The organism is Arthrobacter sp. MYb221 (assembly GCF_002979835.1).
Taxonomy (GTDB): domain Bacteria; phylum Actinomycetota; class Actinomycetes; order Actinomycetales; family Micrococcaceae; genus Glutamicibacter.
This window is the reverse complement of record NZ_PCPW01000024.1, coordinates 1-17,253: the sequence shown is the minus strand read 5'-3', so window position 1 is coordinate 17,253 and position 17,253 is coordinate 1. Positions and strand designations below refer to the sequence as shown.

Here is a 17,253-nt window from a genome sequence, read left to right as displayed (position 1 = left end):
ACGAGGGTCGGATGCAGCACCGGGGTTCGGGTGGGGTCCGGGGTAGTGAACAGCGCACCGAGGTGGGTGAAGCGCGGCGGGACCGACTGGCCTGCCGGGTTCCGGCGGCCAATGAGGTCACTCGCGTCCTGGACGAGCGTGGCCGCTTCGCTATAGGGCAGGTGCAGCCAAGACGCGAGCAGGGCGGCGGGGTCCAGGAAGCTGGGCCTTCCGGCGCAGCGGCGCGCTTCCCGGGTGGTGTCGGCGCCGGCGGTGCGCAGCGCGTCGAGTTCCTCGGGGTGGAGGGTGTGGGCGTTGGTGGCCGCGAGGCGGTCCGCGGCGGCCACGCGCATGCGGGCGGCTTCATCGGCCAGAGCCTGTCCGGCGGTGGCTAGTTCCAGGGCCAGGCGTGGGTCCTCGGTGCCGGCGAGGTGTTCGCGCAGGGTGCTGAGCAGCTGTGTGGTGTGGGTGAACAGGGCCCGCAGGCTAGTGCCTGTGAGGTTCGGGGCGCTCGCGGCTAGGCCGGTGAGCTCGGTGAGCTCCCGGTCCAGCTGGCTGAGGGTGTCCCCGAGGGCGGTGGTGTTCATGGGTTCGAGTATGCTCCCGGACAAACGGAGGTGGGAGTGCGGAGCGCGGACTGTGGATAAGCCTCCGCGCGGGGGAATAACCGGGTGCTATGCGGGCCGGTCCCCCGGCTTGCTTGCGAGCATCAGCAGCGGAACCAGCTGCCGGGAGGTGATCGCCGCGCTCAGGTTCGCCATGGCCGCCGGGCCGTCCTCGCGCAGGACCAGCGGGGTGGCCAGCGGGTCGGTTCCGGCCGCCAATGCCCCGCGCATCTGCTTCAGCACCTCGAGCACCTCCACGGTGCGCTCGACCTGCCCGGTGACCGCAAACCCGGCATCGGCCAGCGCGCCGGCGTAGTCCGCGGCGGATTCCACAAAGGAGGCCTCGGCCCGCTCGGCCCACGGCATCGGGTAGGACAGGTTGTTGGTGCCCATCAGGTCGTAGATGCCGAAGACCGCCCCGGGACGCAGCAGCCGCCAGACCTCCGCGAAGACCGAAGGCTTGTCGGCCAGGTTCATGCCCACGTGCATCAGCACCGCCGCGTCGAAGCTGGCGTCGGCCAACCCGGTGTCGTGCCCCGGGCGCTGCAGCATGGTGATGGATCGATCCAGCGCGCAGTTCGCGTCCAGCTCCCGGGCGAGGTCCACAAATTCGGCGGTGATGTCCACCCCGGTGACCAGGGCGCCGCGCATGGCGAAACAGCGCGCCGGCCCGCCCAGGCCGGCGCCCACGTCGAGCACCCGGGTTCCCGCGCCGAGTTCGAGGGAATTCGCCACGAAGCTGGTCGCCTGCAGCCCGCCGGTGTGGAAATGGTCCGCCTCGCGCAGGTCAGCCGGCTTGAAGGCCTGCGGATTCACTCCCGCGCTGCGCAGCGCGGCGAAGACCCGATCGCGCAGGGTGCCGCTGGTGTACCGGTCGAAGGATAGCTCGATGCTGTTCATCACTTGCTCCTTGGCAGCCGCGAGAGACGTGCAGGTCCCCGAGCTCGCGCGGGGTGCGCCTCTCCTGTGCTCTTTAGTTTAAACCCTGCGGCCCCTTCGGGAACATGGCAAAGCGCCCCGGTCCTTCCGCTGGGGGAAGGTCCGGGGCGCTGGGCCTGGCTGCTTTAGCGTGAACGGTAGTTCGGCGCCTCGACGGTCATCATGATGTCGTGCGGGTGCGATTCCTTCAGCCCGGCCGAGGTGATGCGCACGAACTTGCCGCGGGCCTTCAGCTCGGGGATGGTGCGCCCCCCGACGTAGAACATCGTCTGGCGCAGGCCGCCGGCGAGCTGGTGGACCACCGCGGAGAGCGGGCCGCGGTAGGGAACCTGGCCCTCGATGCCCTCGGGAATCAGCTTCTCGTTGGACGGTGCGTCGGCCTGGAAGTAGCGGTCCTTGGAGTAGGAGGTGTTCTTGCCGCGGGTTTCCATCGCGCCCATCGACCCCATGCCGCGGTAGGCCTTGAACTGCTTGCCGCCCATGAAGACCAGGTCGCCCGGGGATTCGGCGGTGCCGGCCAAAAGCGAGCCGAGCATCACCGAGTCGGCGCCGGCGACCAGCGCCTTGCCGATGTCGCCGGAGTGCTGCAGGCCGCCGTCGGCGATCAGCGGCACGCCGGCCGGGATGGCTGCCTTGGCTGCCTCGTAGATGGCGGTGACCTGGGGCACGCCCACGCCGGCGACGATGCGGGTGGTGCAGATCGAGCCGGGGCCCACGCCCACCTTGATGGCGTCGGCGCCCGCGTCGATGAGCGCCTGGGCGCCCTCGCGGGTGGCGGCCTGGCCGCCGATGACGTCCACATGCGCGGCGGCCGGATCCTTCTTCAGCCGCGCGATCATGTCCAGCACACCCTGGGAGTGGCCGTTGGCGGTGTCCACCACCAGCGCGTCCACGCCGGCCTCGATCAGCGTCATCGCCCGCTCGTAGCCTTCGCCGAAGAAGCCCACGGCGGCGGCGACGCGCAGTCGGCCGTCCTCGTCCTTGGTGGCCAGCGGGTACTGCTCGGCCTTGTCGAAGTCCTTGACGGTGATCAGCCCGGTGAGCACCCCGGAGTCGTCGACCAGCGGGAGCTTCTCGATGCGGTTCTTGGAAAGCAGCTCGATCACGGTATCCCGGGCGACGCCCTCCTTGGCGGTGACCAGCGGCATGCCGGTCATCACCTCGTAGACCTTGGTGGTCATGTAGTTCTCGCGCGGCACGAAGCGGGTGTCGCGGTTGGTGATGATGCCCAGCAGCTTGCGGTTCTCATCGATCACCGGCAGGCCCGAGACGCGGTACTGGGCGCAGAGGTCGTCCCATTCGGCCAGGGTGGCGCCGGGGTGCACGGTGACCGGGTCGGTGATCATGCCCGACTCGCTGCGCTTGACCTGGTCCACCTGCTTGGCCTGGTTCTCGATGGACAGGTTGCGGTGGATCACGCCGATGCCGCCCTGGCGAGCCAACGCGATTGCCATGGAAGCCTCGGTTACGGTGTCCATCGCCGCCGAGCTGATCGGGGTCTGGATGTTGATGCGCTTGGTGAAGCGGGTGGTGGTGTCCGCGTCGGAGGGGATCACATCCGTGGGGCCAGGCAACAACAAGACGTCGTCGTAGGTGAGTCCTTCAAAGGCAAAGGGGTTGAACTCAGTCACGTAAGAACCTTTCGGAGCGAAAGCGGAGGTTGCTTAAATGGTAGATCCCTTTTGGGGTGCTGACGATTCCCGTCGGAGATCTGTGTCTAAGCTAACGTCACAGGGCCGGTTTTTTATTCCTTATTCCAGCCGGTGGCCTGCGTGAAGGAGGCGGCGAAGCGGTCGGCGGCGCTGGTCACAAAAGTCTTGGACAAATGCGAATCATCCAGGTAGACCAGCACGTTGCCGATCACCGCCTTGCAGGTGCCCTCCGGGCAGAGCAGCTCGGTCAGATCCAGCGAGACCACCCGGGAGCCGTAATCGTGGTCCTGAAGGAACCGGTCCACCGGGTTCACCGGAGCCAGCTTGTCGGTGGCCGGGGCGTCGCAGGCCTCGGGCGCGGCCCGGTTGCGGTCCACGCATTCGGGGATGGAATATTCATAGCGCGGGGTGTCGCGCATCGCGATCACCTGGCTGCCGGCCTGCACGAAGGGCTCGATGGCGCCGGCGTAGTCATCGGCCATGATCTCTTGGGCTCCGGCGCTGCGCCCGGCGTCGTCGGTCCAGGTTGCGGTGCGCGTGGCCACGGTGAGCACCATTTCCGGGGCCAGCGCCTCCACGTAGTCACGGGCCGCGGGCAGGAAGGCGGCGCATTCGGGGTCATCCAGGTTATCGGTGGAGCCGTAGCGGCAGCCGGGCTGGTAGATCATCACCCAGCTGCCGCCGGCCTCTTCGACGGTGCGCGCGGCGGCCTCGGACCAGTGCTGCACATGGGAGTCGCCGAGCAGCACCAGATCGGGCTTGGCCGCCGGATCCCCACCCTGGTTGCAGAACAGGATCGCCGGGTCCTCGGGGGTGTATGCACCGCTGCAGTTCTCACCAGGGGTCTGCCATTCGGTGTCCAGTTCGGTGCGCAGCGGCAGGGTGAGCGCGGCCGGGGACGGGTCCCAGGTGTCGGTGGCCATCGCCCCGGGGTTCTCCTCCGGGGCTTGGGCGGCGGCCTGCGCGCGGCGCTTTTCGACATTCGATTCCCAGGCGGCGATCGGCACGGAGGCCACCGAGAGGGCCACCACGATCACCAGCGCCTGGCTGACCAATTGCGGTTTGCCCAGGAAGCGCAGCACCGGCAGGGCGCCGGCGCGCTGCACGGCCAGCAGCGGTTTTTCTACCCAGCGGGTGCTCGCCGCCGACAGCGCGATGGAGCCGAGAATCAGCAGCGCCCCGGCCAGCGGCGAGGCGTGGTCCACCGGCGCCAGGTGCAGGTAGAAGACCAGCAGCGGCCAGTGCCACAGGTACATGCCGTAGGACAGTTCGCCGAGCTTCGCCAGCGCCGCGTGGCCCAGCCAGCCGGCGGGGTTGATCCGACGTGCGGTGCCCGGAGCGATGACCAGCAGGGCGGCGCCCAGGGTGGGCACCAGCGCGAGGAAGCCGGGGAATTGGCCCTGCACGTCGAGCAGCGCGCCGCAGCCGATGATGATCACCAGGCCGGCCCAGCCGCCGATCCGGCGCAGCGCCTCGGGCAGCCGGGAGAGGGCTGGCAGGCCCAGGGCCAGCAGCGAGCCGAGCGCGAACTCCCACAGCCGGGTGCCGGTGTGGAAGTAGGCCAGCTGCTGATCGGCCGCGGTGAGGTAGATGGAGTAGCCCAACGAGCCGGCGAAGATGCCCGCGAACATGATGGCCGCGACCTTCGCGAAGCTGTGCCGGGAGAAGCAGCGCCGCCAGATCAGCGCGGCGCCGATGAGCAACAGCGGCCAGAGCAGGAAGATCTGGCCTTGGACCGAGAGCGACCAGAAGTGCTGCAGCGGGGAGGCGGCGGAGGTGTTGAAGGCGTAGTAGTCCACCTCGGCGGTGGCCAGCGTCCAGTTCTGGATGAAGAACAGGGAGGAGAAGGCCTCCTGGATTAGCGCCAGCCAGCGAGTTCCGGGCAGCACCAGCCAGGCGGTGAGCACGGTGGCGATGATGATCAGCGCCGCCTGCGGCAGCAGCCGGGAGAAGCGGTGCAGCCAGTGGCCCAGCACCGAGGGCTTGTCCCCTCCCTGGAGCTTGCGCGCCAGCGAGCCGGTGAGGAAGAAGGCCGAGAGCATCAGGAAGATGTCCACGCCGCCGGAGACCCGTTGGAACCAGATGTGGTAGCACATCACCAGCAGCACGGCGAGCGCGCGCAGGCCCTGCAGATCGGCACGGAATTCCGTGCGCGGCACGGTGCTCCGTGCGCTGGGGATCGCTGGTGACACGCGGTGCCGCTTTCCTCGTCGATTGGTGGGCAATTGTCCAAGATGGCAGTGATCGGCACCGGACAACCAAAGATTCTACCAAGGGCAGCTCCTTTTGCGCATAACGCAAGCTGTGCGAGCGCACCAGAGCCGGATAAGGCTATCGGGCAAACCGGGGTGACGTGCGGGGTTTACCCCTCGGGCCGGGGCGAACTGTTTCTGTCACAGTGGGCGCGCCTCGCCCCGCGGCGGTGGAGCGCTGAGCGGCCGGAACTGCGCTCGCGTACGTTCGTCACCTATGGAACGCGTTAACTATCAGTTAGTCCGACTTTGCCGTGACTTAAAAGCTGAACTTACCGATTTTCAAACTCAGAATTTCCTTGCGAGCGCCGCGACCACTTTTTCTCAGAAAGTCATCGACTCTCGAAAATAGTTGAAGCGAAAACTCGTCTTCCCCAAGGATTCCCTCGTGGACCGTTTTAGCTTCTCGGAGAGCCCGCTTTGCTTTCGCCGATGCGAGCCTGTTCACTTTGTGCCATCGAATTGCACGGTAACCGCGAGTCGCCGAATAGAACATCACCACTAGGGAAACACAGACAATCGGTATCACCAAGACAAGTAGCTTCCCAACGGGGCCGGCTTCTTTCAAAGTACCTGACCCGATTGCGAACCAGTAATTACCTACTAAGTACACCAGGGCGCTCAGGATCGGCCACAAGAAGCGAAATGGGAATAGCTTGAGAGCTGCGTAATAGATGCGAAGTGACGCGTTAGTCAGTTTGATGAACCCACGTGCCCGGCTAGCCAAGTGAAATGCGTCGTCCAATCGTTGTGATTGAGCATCTGCGGAAATGTTCGTTGAGCGGACGGAGATATCCTTGTGCCATTGCTTCATTTGTCGCACCAGAACGTCTGGGTCTAGTACTGCGACTCGCGGTGTTGCAATGTATTCTTCGGCAGCAGCCTGAATCGTATGTGGATCGCGAGCCAACGACTCAGGATCGTCCACGCCTTTGAGAACCGGTTTCAATATAACTGCCAATATGACCAGCCCAATGAAAAATGAACAAAGTCCAGCATATTGTCTCCAGTCGTCGTTCTTCGAAAAACCCTCATAGAGGTACGACGCTGCAATGCTGACGAATAGACCTGCGAAGAGGGCTCCCATTGCCGGAGTCGCAATGGTCTGATATTGAGAATTGACCATACGGATATTGGAAAAGCTGTTCTTCTTTGGAGCTCGAATAAGTGACAAAAACGCAAGCTCAAAAATTCCCAAAACAAGGCAAGCAAGTAGTCCCAAGCCACCAAGCCCGATCAAAATCGTAGTGCCACTCTCCAACTTTTCCCCTATCCAGTTCCGTTCAAAAACTGCGGTGATCGAATCAAAATTACGTCGAGATGCCAATAAATATACGGTCTGAATTCCATCCAGAGGGAACGAACTAACTCACAAAAAGTGCCGCCACCGGCCCGAGCAAACGCTCAGAACGGTGGCGGCATTCTTTGTATCTCGGTGCTGCTAGTGGGCGTGAGCCTCTTCCTCGGGAGCCTTCTCGGCAACCAAGGTTTCGGTGGTCAGCACCAGGGCAGCGATCGAGGCCGCGTTGAGCAGCGCCGAACGGGTGACCTTGACCGGGTCGATGACCCCTGCGTTGAGCAGGTTCTCGTAGACGCCGGTCTTGGCGTTGAAGCCCTCGTTCGGGCCGGTTTCGGCCACCTTGGAGGCCACTACCGCGCCGTCGAAGCCGGCGTTGGTAGCGATCCAGAACAGCGGCTGAACCAGTGCGCGGCGCACAATGCCCACGCCGGCTGCCAGATCGCCGGTCGCCGAGGCGACGCGTGCGTCTTCGTCCAGAGCCGAGAGCGCGTCAACCAGTGCGGTACCGCCACCGGCCACAATGCCCTCTTCAAGCGCCGCACGGGTGGAAGACACTGCGTCCTCGATGCGGTGCTTGCGTTCCTTGAGCTCAACCTCGGTGGAGGCACCGACCTTGATGACACCGATGCCGCCGGAGAGCTTGGCCAGGCGTTCGGCCAGCTTCTCGCGATCCCATTCGGAGTCGGTGCGGGCGTGCTCCGCACGCAGCTGGGCTACGCGCTCTGCGACATCTTCCTCGGTTCCGGCGCCATCAACGATGGTGGTCGAATCCTTGGTGATGGTCACGCGGCGGGCGGAACCGAGAACCTCGGTGCCGACCTGGTCCAGCTGCAGGCCGAGCTCGGCCGAGACAACCTGGGCGCCGGTGAGGATCGCGAGATCCTGCATCATGGCCTTGCGGCGGTCGCCGAAGCCCGGAGCCTTGACGGCTACCACGTTCAGCAGGCCGCGCAGCTTATTGACCACCAACGTGGACAGGGCTTCGCCCTCGACGTCCTCGGCGATGATCAGCAGTGGCTTCTTGGTCTCCAGCACCTTTTCCAGCAGCGGCAGGAATTCTGCCACGGTGGAGATCTTGCCCGGGTTGATCAGCACGACGGCGTCTTCCAGGACAACTTCCTGGCGTTCCTGGTCGGTGATGAACTGCGGGGACAGGTAGCCCTTGTCGAACTGCATGCCCTCGGTGAGGACCAGTTCGGTGGCGGTGGTCGAGGACTCTTCGATGGTGATGACACCGTCGGTGCCCACGGTCTTGAAGGCCTCGGCGAGCAATGCGCCGATTTCCTCGTCCTGTGCCGAGATGGCTGCCACGTTGGCGACCTTGTCTTCGACCGCCACGGCGTTGGCCTTCAGGCGTTCGGCGACAATCTCCACCGCCAGTTCGATGCCCTTGCGGATATCGCCCGGTGCGGCGCCGGCCGCCACGTTCTTCAGACCTTCCTTGACCAGTGCCTGTGCCAGCACGGTCGCGGTGGTGGTGCCGTCGCCGGCCACATCATTGGTCTTGGTAGCGACTTCCTTGGCCAGCTGCGCGCCAAGGTTCTCGTAGGGGTCTTCCAGATCGATCTCACGCGCAATGGTGACACCGTCGTTGGTGATGGTCGGGGCGCCCCAGCTCTTGGCGAGCACCACGTTGCGGCCGCGTGGGCCGAGGGTGACCTTCACCGTGTTTGCGAGCTTATCGATGCCCGCTTCGAGGGCGCGTCGCGCTTCCTCGTTGAATGCTAGCTGCTTAGCCATGCATTAACTCCTGAAATAGCATCGGTCGCAGTTCGGCCCCGAACCCCGCATGTGTGAACACGCCAAGGGGTTGGGACCGGAGAGCTGCGAGGTTGGCGTTACTTTACGACGACAGCCAGGACGTCGCGAGCCGAGAGCACCAGGTACTCTTCGTTGCCGACCTTGACCTCGGTTCCGCCGTACTTCGAGTACAGCACCACGTCGCCTTCGGCAACGTCCAGTGGAATGCGGTTGCCGTTGTCGTCAACGCGGCCGAGGCCTACTGCAACAACGGTGCCTTCCTGTGGCTTTTCCTTGGCGGAGTCAGGGATGACCAGACCGGAAGCGGTGGTGGTTACGGCCTCGACCTGCTTGATGACGATGCGGTCTTCGAGTGGCTTGATGGAGACAGACATGGTCTCTCCTTTTCGTGTATGAACCAATGAATGTAGGGTTTCGCCCTATGGCATTGGACCAACCGTCGTCGCGGTGCCAGTTGGTGTGATCCAGTCAGGCGGTGTGTCATTTCAAAAGGGACAAACGTCTCTTTCAAGTTGACACCCACAGATGACTTTAGGCCGTGGATTAGCACTCGGTCAAGGTGAGTGCTAACGATTGACCGTGTTCGTCACACTGGTTCGCCCAGAGCGCACAGCGGCCGACTCCTCGATGTCCTCCGGGGCGGAGAGATCCATCTCGGAAAGCTTGACCACCTTGGACTTGGTGACCATCCGGTGCACCAGCCACAGCCCCAGGAACAGCGGCAGCCCGATGTAGGCCGAAAGCACTTCCAGCCCATGCCCGGCCACCACCGCCTGGTAGTTCTGCCCGACAATCACGGCAATGAGCATCACGAAGGCCACGATAGGCCCCAGCGGGAACAGCGGCGCAAGATACGGCAGGTCCTTCACGCTAAATCCCTGCGCCAGATAACCCCGGCGGAAGCGGTAATGCGAAACGGCGATGCCCACCCAGACGATGAACCCGCACAGCCCGGAGACATTCAGCAGCCAGGTGTAGGCGGCCCCCTGGCCCACCAGCGCGGTCAGGAAGCCGAACAGGCCCACCGCCGAGGTGGCCAGCAAGGCCATGATCGGCACCCCGCGGGAGTTGGTGCGCCCGAAGACCTTGGGCGCCTTGCCGTCGTGGGCCATGGAGTAGAGCATGCGGGTCGAGGCGTAGAGCCCCGAGTTTCCCGCGGAGAGGATGGCGGTGAGGATGACCGCGTTCATGGCGGCGGCGGCAAAGGCGATGCCGGCGCGTTCGAAGACCAGGGTGAACGGCGAGGAAGCCACATCGGCTTCGCCGCTGGCCAGCAGGCTGGGATCGGCGAAGGGAATCAGGCAGCCAATGACGAAGATGGCACCGATGTAGAAGAGCATGATGCGCCAGAACACCCGGCGGATGGCCTTGGGCACTTCGCGGCGCGGATCCTTGGCCTCGCCGGCGGCGACGCCCACCAGCTCGGTGCCCTGGAAGGAGAACCCGGCGATCATGAACACCGAGACGATGGACAGCCAGCCGCCGTGGAAGACGTCCTTGCCTTCGCGCCAATTGGCCAGCGGATCGGTCTGCGCGCCGAGCACCCCGAAGATCATCAGGATGCCGGCGGCCAGGAAGGCCACGACGGTAACCACCTTGATCATGGCCAGCCAGAACTCCCCTTCGCCGAAGGCCTTGGACGACAGGGCGTTCAGCGCGGTGAGCGCCACCAGGAAGGCCCCGGCCCAGATCCAGCCCGGAACGTCGGGGAGCCAGAAGCTCATGACGATGCCGGCGGCGACTAGTTCGGCCGCGACGGTGATGGCCCAGTTGAACCAGTAGTTCCAGCCGATGGCGAAGCCGAAGGAGGGCGAGACGAAGCGGGTCGCAAAGGTCTGGAAGGATCCGGCCACCGGGATCTTGGCGGTCATCTCCCCCAGCGACTGCATCAGCAGGTAGACCATGAGGCCCACCGCGGCGTAGGCCAGCAGTGCGCCGCCCGGGCCGGCTTGGGCGATGGTGCCGCCGGAGGCCACGAACAGCCCGGTGCCAATGGAGCCGCCAATGGCGATCATCTGCAGGTGGCGGCTGCTCAGCCCGCGCTTGAGCTGGTGCTTGGCTGGATCCGTTCCCATTGCTGGATTCTCTGCCGCGGTGCCACGCTGCACCGCTGCGGGTTGACTCGTGCTCTGCCTAAGTTTGTTCACAGGTGACATACAACACGAGAAGAGGGGGTCGATGCGACGTGCGCCACAGCAGGGACGGGGCCAGCGAGCGCCTCCCCCGCTCACAATGACGCCCCCTTCGGGCTCGAAGGCTCATGCCGCTTCGCCTCATGGGCCGGAGAATACTAAAGCATGACGGTTGGCACGGAGGACGAGATGGCAGGTGCCCCATTCTAGACGCATGCTTTGCTTGGTCATCACCTATGTGAGAGTTAGAAATACTTGCTCTGGCGATCGGCCACCTGCACCGACGTTTGCACGGGCGCGCCCGCAAAAGCCTCGGACTGAAGCGCCTCCGGCTGCATTTCATAGGGCTTGATAGCTCGGAACAAGTCCTATAAATATGACGCGCATTCGTCACATTGTGTCCGCCGCACGTCCCCCGAAGCCTCGAAACCTCGGACGCCGGGAAGGGTGCCGGATGACGATAGGCTTGTTCCATGGCCCAGGCTTCAAATGATTCAACACTCAACGACCAATTCGCCGCCCTTCTTTCCCCCGAGGGGTGGGCTCTATTGGCGACCGTCGATCCGTCCATGGCGGCAACCAAGGACGCGGCGTGGTCCTTGAACGAAAAACTGCGCAAGGAAGGTCACGACGCCCAGGTGGTGCGTGCGGTGATCTCCCAAGCCGAACTGCGCTTCCGTGGCCGGGTCAAGTTCGGCCCCTTTGCCGATACCCTCATCTTCACTCCCGCCGGGCTTGAGCAGGCCACGCGCCTGACCATCGCAGGGCTGCACGCCCGCCGCTTCGTTCAGGCCGGCAGCACCCACGTGGCCGACCTAGGCTGCGGCATCGGTGCCGATTCCATCGCCTTGGCCAGCGCTGGACTGCAGGTCACCGCCGTGGAGCAGGATGAAACCACCGCGGCGGCCACCACCTTGAACTTGATGCCTTTCGAAAATGCCCGCGTAGTGCACGGCAGCGCCGAAACCGCGGACCTCACCGGCATCGATGGCGTGTGGCTGGACCCGGCCCGACGCACCGACGTCACCGGCAGCACCCGCCGGCTCTTTGACCCGGAGGCCTTCTCTCCTCCCCTGTCCTTCGTGGAGAAGCTCGTGGACTCCGGGCTGGACGTCGGAGTGAAGCTCGGCCCAGGCCTGCCGCATGAAGCGATTCCGGCCGGTGCCGAAGCCGTGTGGATTTCAGATCATGGCTCGGTGATCGAAGCCGGCTTGTGGTTCGGCAAGCTGAAACGCCCGGACGTGGCTCGCGCGGCACTGGTCATCGACAAGACCGGTGCTCATGAACTGACCAGCGCGCTCACCGTGGAGCAGGATCCGTTGGCTCCCGTGGGCGAACTCGAAGCACACCTTTATGAACCCGATGGCGCGGTGATTCGTTCGCACCTGATTTCCACACTGCTCGACTCCACCGGCGGGCACCTGCTGGACGAGCACATTGCGTATTTCACGCACGCCGAGCAGCTGCAGACCCCATTCGCCCGCGGCTTCAAGGTGCTGGAAGTCCACGACTACAACGTGAAGAAGCTGAAGTCCTGGGTGAAGGCCAACGGCATTGGCAGCTTGGATATCAAAAAACGCGGAGTGGATGTGCTGCCCGAGGAGCTGCGCCGCATCCTGCTTGCCGGCGCCCCGAAGTCGGCGAAAAAGCATGCAACGCTCATTCTTGCCCGCATCGGCCAGAATCGTGTGGCCGTCGAGGTAGAACCGCACTAATCTATAGTGATGCACGTCCCACCGGATGAATGTCTTCGCCGGGGTGGCGCAAAACCTACAATAAGCATGGAAGGCCTTCGAATAATTCGATGGTTTAACCGCCTAGTTTTATTCGGCTCCGGAGCCTTCCGTCCGAGACGTCAGCAAGAGGAGCGCCGTGCAGAAAATCGAGTTCGCCAACTCATCCCAATCCACCATTGGTGTTGAATGGGAAATCGCCTTGGTCAATCGCGAAAGCGCGGACTTGTGCTCGGTCGCCGAAATAATCCTCGATCAGCTCAAGGAAGATGCCGGGTTAAGCAGCGAGGATGAGCATCCCACGGTGAAACCCGAACTGCTGATGAACACCGTTGAGGTGGTCACTGGGGTGCACAACACCGTCGCAGACGCTGCCGAAGAGCTACGCACCAATGTGCGCATGCTCAATGAGGTGGCTGCGAAGCATGGGGTGGACCTCTATTCCGCCGGTTCCCACCCCTTCGCCGCGCCGATCTCACAGCCTGTCACCGACAAGGATCGCTACGCCAAGCTGATTGACCGCACCCAGTGGTGGGGACGCCAGATGGTGATTTACGGAGTACACGTACACGTTGGCCTGGACAGCCGCGACAAGGCGCTGCCGATCACCGACGGACTGATCAACTACCAGCCGCATTTCCAGGCACTCAGCGCTTCCAGCCCCTACTGGGGCGGAGAGGACACCGGGTATGCATCGCAGCGTTCGCTGATGTTCCAGCAGCTGCCAGCCGCCGGCATCCCGTTTCATTTCAACTCTTGGTCCGAATACGAATCCCACGTGGCAGACATGCTTCATACCGGCGTAATCGATGACGTTTCGGAAATCCGTTGGGATGTGCGCCCGGTGCCGCGCTTCGGGACCGTGGAAATGCGCATCTGCGACGGACTGAGCTCCCTGGATGACATCGCCGCGATTACCGCGCTGACCCAGTGCCTGGTGCACGATATGTCCCTGGCCATCGAGGCCGGATACAAGGTTCCGGTCATGCCGGCCTGGTTCCGCGTGGAGAACAAATGGCGGGCCGCCCGCTACGGCTTGGATGCCATCATCATCCTCAACGCCCAAGGCGACGAGATGCTGGTGACCGACCACCTGCGTGCCGAAGTGAAGCGACTAGCCCCAGTGGCTGAGCAGCTTGGTTGTTCCGATGAACTACAGGGCATTATCCGATTGATTGAACGCGGCGCCGAATACCAGTTGCAGCGCAATACCTTCGCAGCATCCGGTGGCGATTTCAGGGCAGTGGTGCAGGAGAACGTTGCTCGGATGAAGGCCGTTTAGCGGAGCTTCTTGAGTGCCGAGACGGGCATTGCATTACTTTGTTCGATTAGCGTTGAAAAGTAGCGAGGCAGGACGTACCGATTTAAGCCTGAGGGGCGACTTGCAGAAGTGACCCCTCAAACGATTGAATGCCGAGCTAAGCCAAATCCCTTGATGCGATTATCGAATACAATAGATTATACTTTGCATGTAGTAAAGCGCTTTTCTATCGGCAGGTAAGGAACCTCTTCATGAAGTTGCAATCAAGTGCTGTCAGCGTCGCTCTCTTATTGTTGCTCACTGCATGTAGCGGAGAGGGAAATACTGCGGAACCGCTTGCCTCGAATAAGGTAGAAGAGGAAGTAGTGGAATCAGCGCCCGTTAACATGACGTGGGAAGAACGTTATGAAGCAAAACTCGACGCTGCTGAACAGGTCCAAAAATTAAGCCTTACTGAACCACGAACAGATGAGTCCTACGCTGATCTGCGCACGACGACATCGGCCGCAATTGATCATTCTTCACTAAACGGACTTCTCACGACTTGGGTCAATAATGCTGTCGCCAAAGGTGATTGTGAAGCTTGGAACGAAGCCTTTCATCCGGAGGTTCGAGTTGCGGACTGCACTACTAATGAAGCCCTCCTAATCGAGGATATGGCGCTTTCTGGCATTCAATACGAGGACGTGGTCGAAACTCTAGATGTATGGACCATTACCGGATCTTTAGCAGGGACATCAACGACTACTCAGTTCGGCATCCCTGAACCCCAAAACATCCAAGGCAAGTGGTACTTCGTCGAGCCATTGTCCTCGGCATTCGTTAGCAAACGCTTGGAGCAAGACCGAACTTTCGCCGATGAAGAAACCGGAAATATTTCTCCATATAGCGAGGAAGGATTCAATCAGCAGGTTCGGCCAAACGCAGAGCCCTCTAGCTCTCCGCCTAGCGAAGAACCCTCCGGGATCAATCTTGAAGCAGTGATTGATCATAGTTCCAAGGAGAAATTCTTAGAATCATGGACGGAGTATGCCCTCATCGCAGCTGATTGCGATGCTTGGAATGAAGCATTGTCCTCGGATCTGAATCCGGTGGATTGTACTGGGCCAAGCGCTAGAACGTTCGAAAAATTACATGGTGCAGAGCTGACCGAATATGTCAGTTACAGCGAGTATGGCGATGGGATCACGTCTCTACTCGTTAAGATTGCGGGCTCCTCTGAACCAGTGAAATTCTACCTTTACGACATCACTGACGTCGACGGTGGATGGTCATTCACGGCTCATCCCAACCTCGAAAATATTGGAAATCAAGCGATGGATACTCGCGATTACATTGATTCAAATCAAACCTAGATAATAGTTACCGAAGGGTACCGCTCGACAGAATTTCTCCGGATATTGCAGGTTGCACTTACATAAGTTATCAATGAGATTCGACTCCTCGATCCAGGCCGACACTCGAAATTGCCCATTTATCGAATTCCTAACTTGGTCGAATCATGAATCGAGACAACCTACGCTTAGGTTGGATCCATCCGCATAGTTAGACGCAATAAACTATAGTCATTAATCAACGATTACATTCCGGCTTGCCTCAGGCTGAACACGCAATACTGTTGGGTTCCTAGGGCATCCAACTCATGCAGTAATCGAGGTTAGCAATGACTGTTTGGGCGGCCGATTCGTCGTCGGCGGCTTCGATGGCATCCACCAGGGACTCATGCCCCTCGCGTAGGCAACCGTCGAACCCCTCCGAAAGTCGCTGGGCCATCTTGGTGCCGTGGAAGACGTCGCCGAAGCTCTCGTAGATCTCGTGCAGCAGCGGAACTCCGGAGGCGCGTGCCACTTCAAGGTGGAACTGCCAGTCAGCCTGCGACCATGCTAGGTAGTCCTGCTTCTGCCAGGCATCGCTTCGCTGACGCAGCAAGCTACGCAACCGTTGGATCACCTCCGCATCGGAGGATTTCGCAGCGAGCCGTGCGGCCTGGGTATCCAAAGCAAAACGCACCTGCAGCACATCCTGGTCCGAGTGTTCCCGGTAGATACGTTGCGCGGTTCCGCTGATTTCACTGGTGGCCCGCACATAGGTGCCGTCTCCCCTGCGCACTTCGAACATGCCCGTGCGAGCCAGTGCCTTAACGGCTTCGCGCAGCGTTCCGCGCGAAACACCCATTTCGGCGATCAGCTCTGGTTCTGCCGGAATGCGATCCCCTACCGCCCAGCGTCCTTGAGCGACGGCATCGCGCAACCGAGCAACGACCTCATCGGCCAGCGGCGGGCGAATTGGCATGTTGCTCATGAGCGCTCCACTTCGGCTGAGCCATCAACTTCGACCAGCTTCCGGGATTCGGCTTCGGTGCGCAGGCCTCCGAGCTTGAAGCAGAACACCAGCTGAACCACCGCGAAGACTAGCACGATCGCTAGTCCAAAGGTCCAGGATCCCAAGGCACCTTGCATCAGACCAAGTGCGAACGGGCCTAGGGCCGCAATCAAGTAGCCTACCGATTGGGCCACAGTGGACAGGGCCGTGGTTTCTTCCGCGCTTCCACCGCTGCGGCTGAGCATAAGCATAACCAGCGGGAAAACGCCGAACCCCAGTCCGATGAGTATCGAGCTGATCAAGGACAATTCCACAGGCATAACCAGCAGGGCCAGGAAGCCGAGTACCGAGCAGCTTGTGGTTAACAAGAAAGCGCTGCGCAGCAAACCCGGCTTCGAGGCCATCCAGAGCATGATCAACACGGCCGGGATGCTCACTCCCTGCACGATTCCGAGCATCAGCCCGGCGGCAGCCGGTTCCAGCCCGCGCGAGATGAGAATATGCGGCAACCAACTGACCACCGTGTAGACCAGCAGCGATTGAATTCCGAAGACCGTGGTGAATAGCAAACCCTTGCCCGTAGCCAGCAGCGGCCAAGGCGAGACATGCGCGCCCGCAGCGGGCTTCGTGCGGTTTCCCGAGAAAGACAAAGGCACAAAGGCCAGCAGTGCCAAGCTGGCCGGTATCGCCCACAAAGCCAGGGCGGTTGTCGGCGATCCGACTTGCATCGCCAGAGGGATGCTGACCGCGGAGGCGAAGGTCGCTCCGATTGACATGGTTGTCGTGTACGCGGCGGTCATAGATGCCGAGCGGTGCCCGTGATGCTCGCGGATGAAGGAGGGCATGGCCACGTTGCAGATAGCCAAACCACTCATGCCCACCACCGTGCCTGCCAATAGCGCCCAGATCGAATCGACGATTCGCAGGGCCAAGCCAGCCGTAAGCAGCAGCAAGGAAAGAGCAATGCCCAGTTCAAGGCCGGTACGGCGAATCACCAAGCTGGTCGCGGCACCAGCGACCGCGAAGCAGAGCACCGGAATTGTGGGCAGCAGCGAGGCGATAAAGGTGCCGTAGCCCAACATCTCCTGCAGCTCATGGAAGAGCGGTGACGCGGAGGCGATGCCCATACGCAGGTTCAACCCGACGAGGATTACCGCGGCGATGGCAAGGGCACCGGCCACCCACGGGGATTTCAGAGCTTGCGGGGCATCAGGCGGGACGGGCTGTTCAGATGAGTTGATGAACCGTCCCTGATTTGATGCCGCTGTCTTTCGAGAGAAAGATAGAAACCATGCCCAAGAAGTATCCTGCCGAAGT

Annotated in this window: 13 protein-coding genes; 3 read left to right on the top strand and 10 right to left on the bottom strand. The window is 62.0% G+C overall.

Features of this window, described 5'->3' with window-relative positions:
- From CQ015_RS18255 to CQ015_RS18220, 8 genes are all read right to left on the bottom strand, one after another.
- On the bottom strand, positions 1-566 hold a 566-nt coding region (locus CQ015_RS18255), incomplete at its 3' end, for a hypothetical protein (protein ID WP_146114095.1).
- Between the two features lie 87 nt (positions 567-653).
- Positions 654-1,484: a class I SAM-dependent methyltransferase gene (locus tag CQ015_RS18250; RefSeq protein WP_105650821.1), complete on the bottom strand. Its 831-nt coding sequence runs from the start codon at positions 1,482-1,484 to the stop codon at positions 654-656.
- A 164-nt stretch (positions 1,485-1,648) separates the two neighbouring features.
- Complete coding sequence (gene guaB / locus CQ015_RS18245; protein WP_096283025.1) at positions 1,649-3,154, bottom strand: IMP dehydrogenase; 1,506 nt, start codon at positions 3,152-3,154, stop codon at positions 1,649-1,651.
- A gap of 113 nt (positions 3,155-3,267) precedes the next feature.
- Positions 3,268-5,367 carry an acyltransferase family protein gene (locus tag CQ015_RS18240; RefSeq protein ID WP_105650820.1) on the bottom strand — a complete coding sequence of 700 codons (2,100 nt, stop codon included), beginning with the start codon at positions 5,365-5,367 and terminating at the stop codon, positions 3,268-3,270.
- A gap of 319 nt (positions 5,368-5,686) precedes the next feature.
- A complete protein-coding gene (locus CQ015_RS18235) occupies positions 5,687-6,754 on the bottom strand; it encodes a hypothetical protein (protein WP_146114094.1) in 1,068 nt (355 codons plus the stop codon).
- Positions 6,755-6,868: 114 nt separating this feature from the next.
- Complete coding sequence (gene groL, locus CQ015_RS18230; RefSeq protein ID WP_096283021.1) at positions 6,869-8,467, bottom strand: chaperonin GroEL; 1,599 nt, start codon at positions 8,465-8,467, stop codon at positions 6,869-6,871.
- Between the two features lie 98 nt (positions 8,468-8,565).
- Complete coding sequence (gene groES / locus CQ015_RS18225; RefSeq protein WP_096283020.1) at positions 8,566-8,862, bottom strand: co-chaperone GroES; 297 nt, start codon at positions 8,860-8,862, stop codon at positions 8,566-8,568.
- Positions 8,863-9,054: 192 nt separating this feature from the next.
- A complete protein-coding gene (locus CQ015_RS18220) occupies positions 9,055-10,563 on the bottom strand; it encodes an amino acid permease (protein ID WP_181150462.1) in 1,509 nt (502 codons plus the stop codon).
- A gap of 530 nt (positions 10,564-11,093) precedes the next feature.
- Between CQ015_RS18220 and CQ015_RS18215 the strand changes: the two genes are divergently transcribed.
- The 3 genes from CQ015_RS18215 to CQ015_RS18205 all read left to right on the top strand — a co-directional run bounded on the left by CQ015_RS18215 (position 11,094) and on the right by CQ015_RS18205 (position 14,969).
- Complete coding sequence (locus tag CQ015_RS18215; RefSeq protein ID WP_105650818.1) at positions 11,094-12,335, top strand: class I SAM-dependent methyltransferase; 1,242 nt, start codon at positions 11,094-11,096, stop codon at positions 12,333-12,335.
- 157 nt (positions 12,336-12,492) lie between these two features.
- Positions 12,493-13,635 (top strand): glutamate--cysteine ligase, encoded by a 1,143-nt coding sequence (locus CQ015_RS18210; protein WP_105650817.1) that lies wholly within the window; start codon positions 12,493-12,495, stop codon positions 13,633-13,635.
- Between the two features lie 230 nt (positions 13,636-13,865).
- Complete coding sequence (locus CQ015_RS18205) at positions 13,866-14,969, top strand: hypothetical protein (RefSeq protein WP_105650816.1); 1,104 nt, start codon at positions 13,866-13,868, stop codon at positions 14,967-14,969.
- Between the two features lie 271 nt (positions 14,970-15,240).
- Here CQ015_RS18205 and CQ015_RS18200 read toward each other — a convergent pair whose 3' ends face one another.
- Together CQ015_RS18200 and CQ015_RS18195 are read right to left on the bottom strand one after the other, a co-directional pair.
- Positions 15,241-15,915 (bottom strand): FadR/GntR family transcriptional regulator, encoded by a 675-nt coding sequence (locus tag CQ015_RS18200; RefSeq protein ID WP_105650815.1) that lies wholly within the window; start codon positions 15,913-15,915, stop codon positions 15,241-15,243.
- Positions 15,912-17,177, bottom strand: a complete 1,266-nt coding sequence (locus CQ015_RS18195) for a CynX/NimT family MFS transporter (RefSeq protein ID WP_105650814.1) — start codon at positions 17,175-17,177, stop codon at positions 15,912-15,914. Before CQ015_RS18195 ends, CQ015_RS18200 begins: the two co-directional genes overlap by 4 nt.
- Between the last annotated feature and the right edge of the window lie 76 nt (positions 17,178-17,253).

Bases quoted from the DNA above. Each gene is read 5' to 3' on its own strand.
- CQ015_RS18250 (WP_105650821.1), bottom strand. From the start codon at position 1,484: ATGAACAGCATCGAGCTATCCTTCGACCGGTACACCAGCGGCACCCTG.
- groL (WP_096283021.1), bottom strand. From the start codon at position 8,467: ATGGCTAAGCAGCTAGCATTCAACGAGGAAGCGCGACGCGCCCTCGAA.
- groES (WP_096283020.1), bottom strand. From the start codon at position 8,862: ATGTCTGTCTCCATCAAGCCACTCGAAGACCGCATCGTCATCAAGCAG.
- CQ015_RS18220 (WP_181150462.1), bottom strand. From the start codon at position 10,563: ATGGGAACGGATCCAGCCAAGCACCAGCTCAAGCGCGGGCTGAGCAGC.
- CQ015_RS18215 (WP_105650818.1), top strand. From the start codon at position 11,094: ATGGCCCAGGCTTCAAATGATTCAACACTCAACGACCAATTCGCCGCC.
- CQ015_RS18205 (WP_105650816.1), top strand. From the start codon at position 13,866: ATGAAGTTGCAATCAAGTGCTGTCAGCGTCGCTCTCTTATTGTTGCTC.
- CQ015_RS18200 (WP_105650815.1), bottom strand. From the start codon at position 15,915: ATGAGCAACATGCCAATTCGCCCGCCGCTGGCCGATGAGGTCGTTGCT.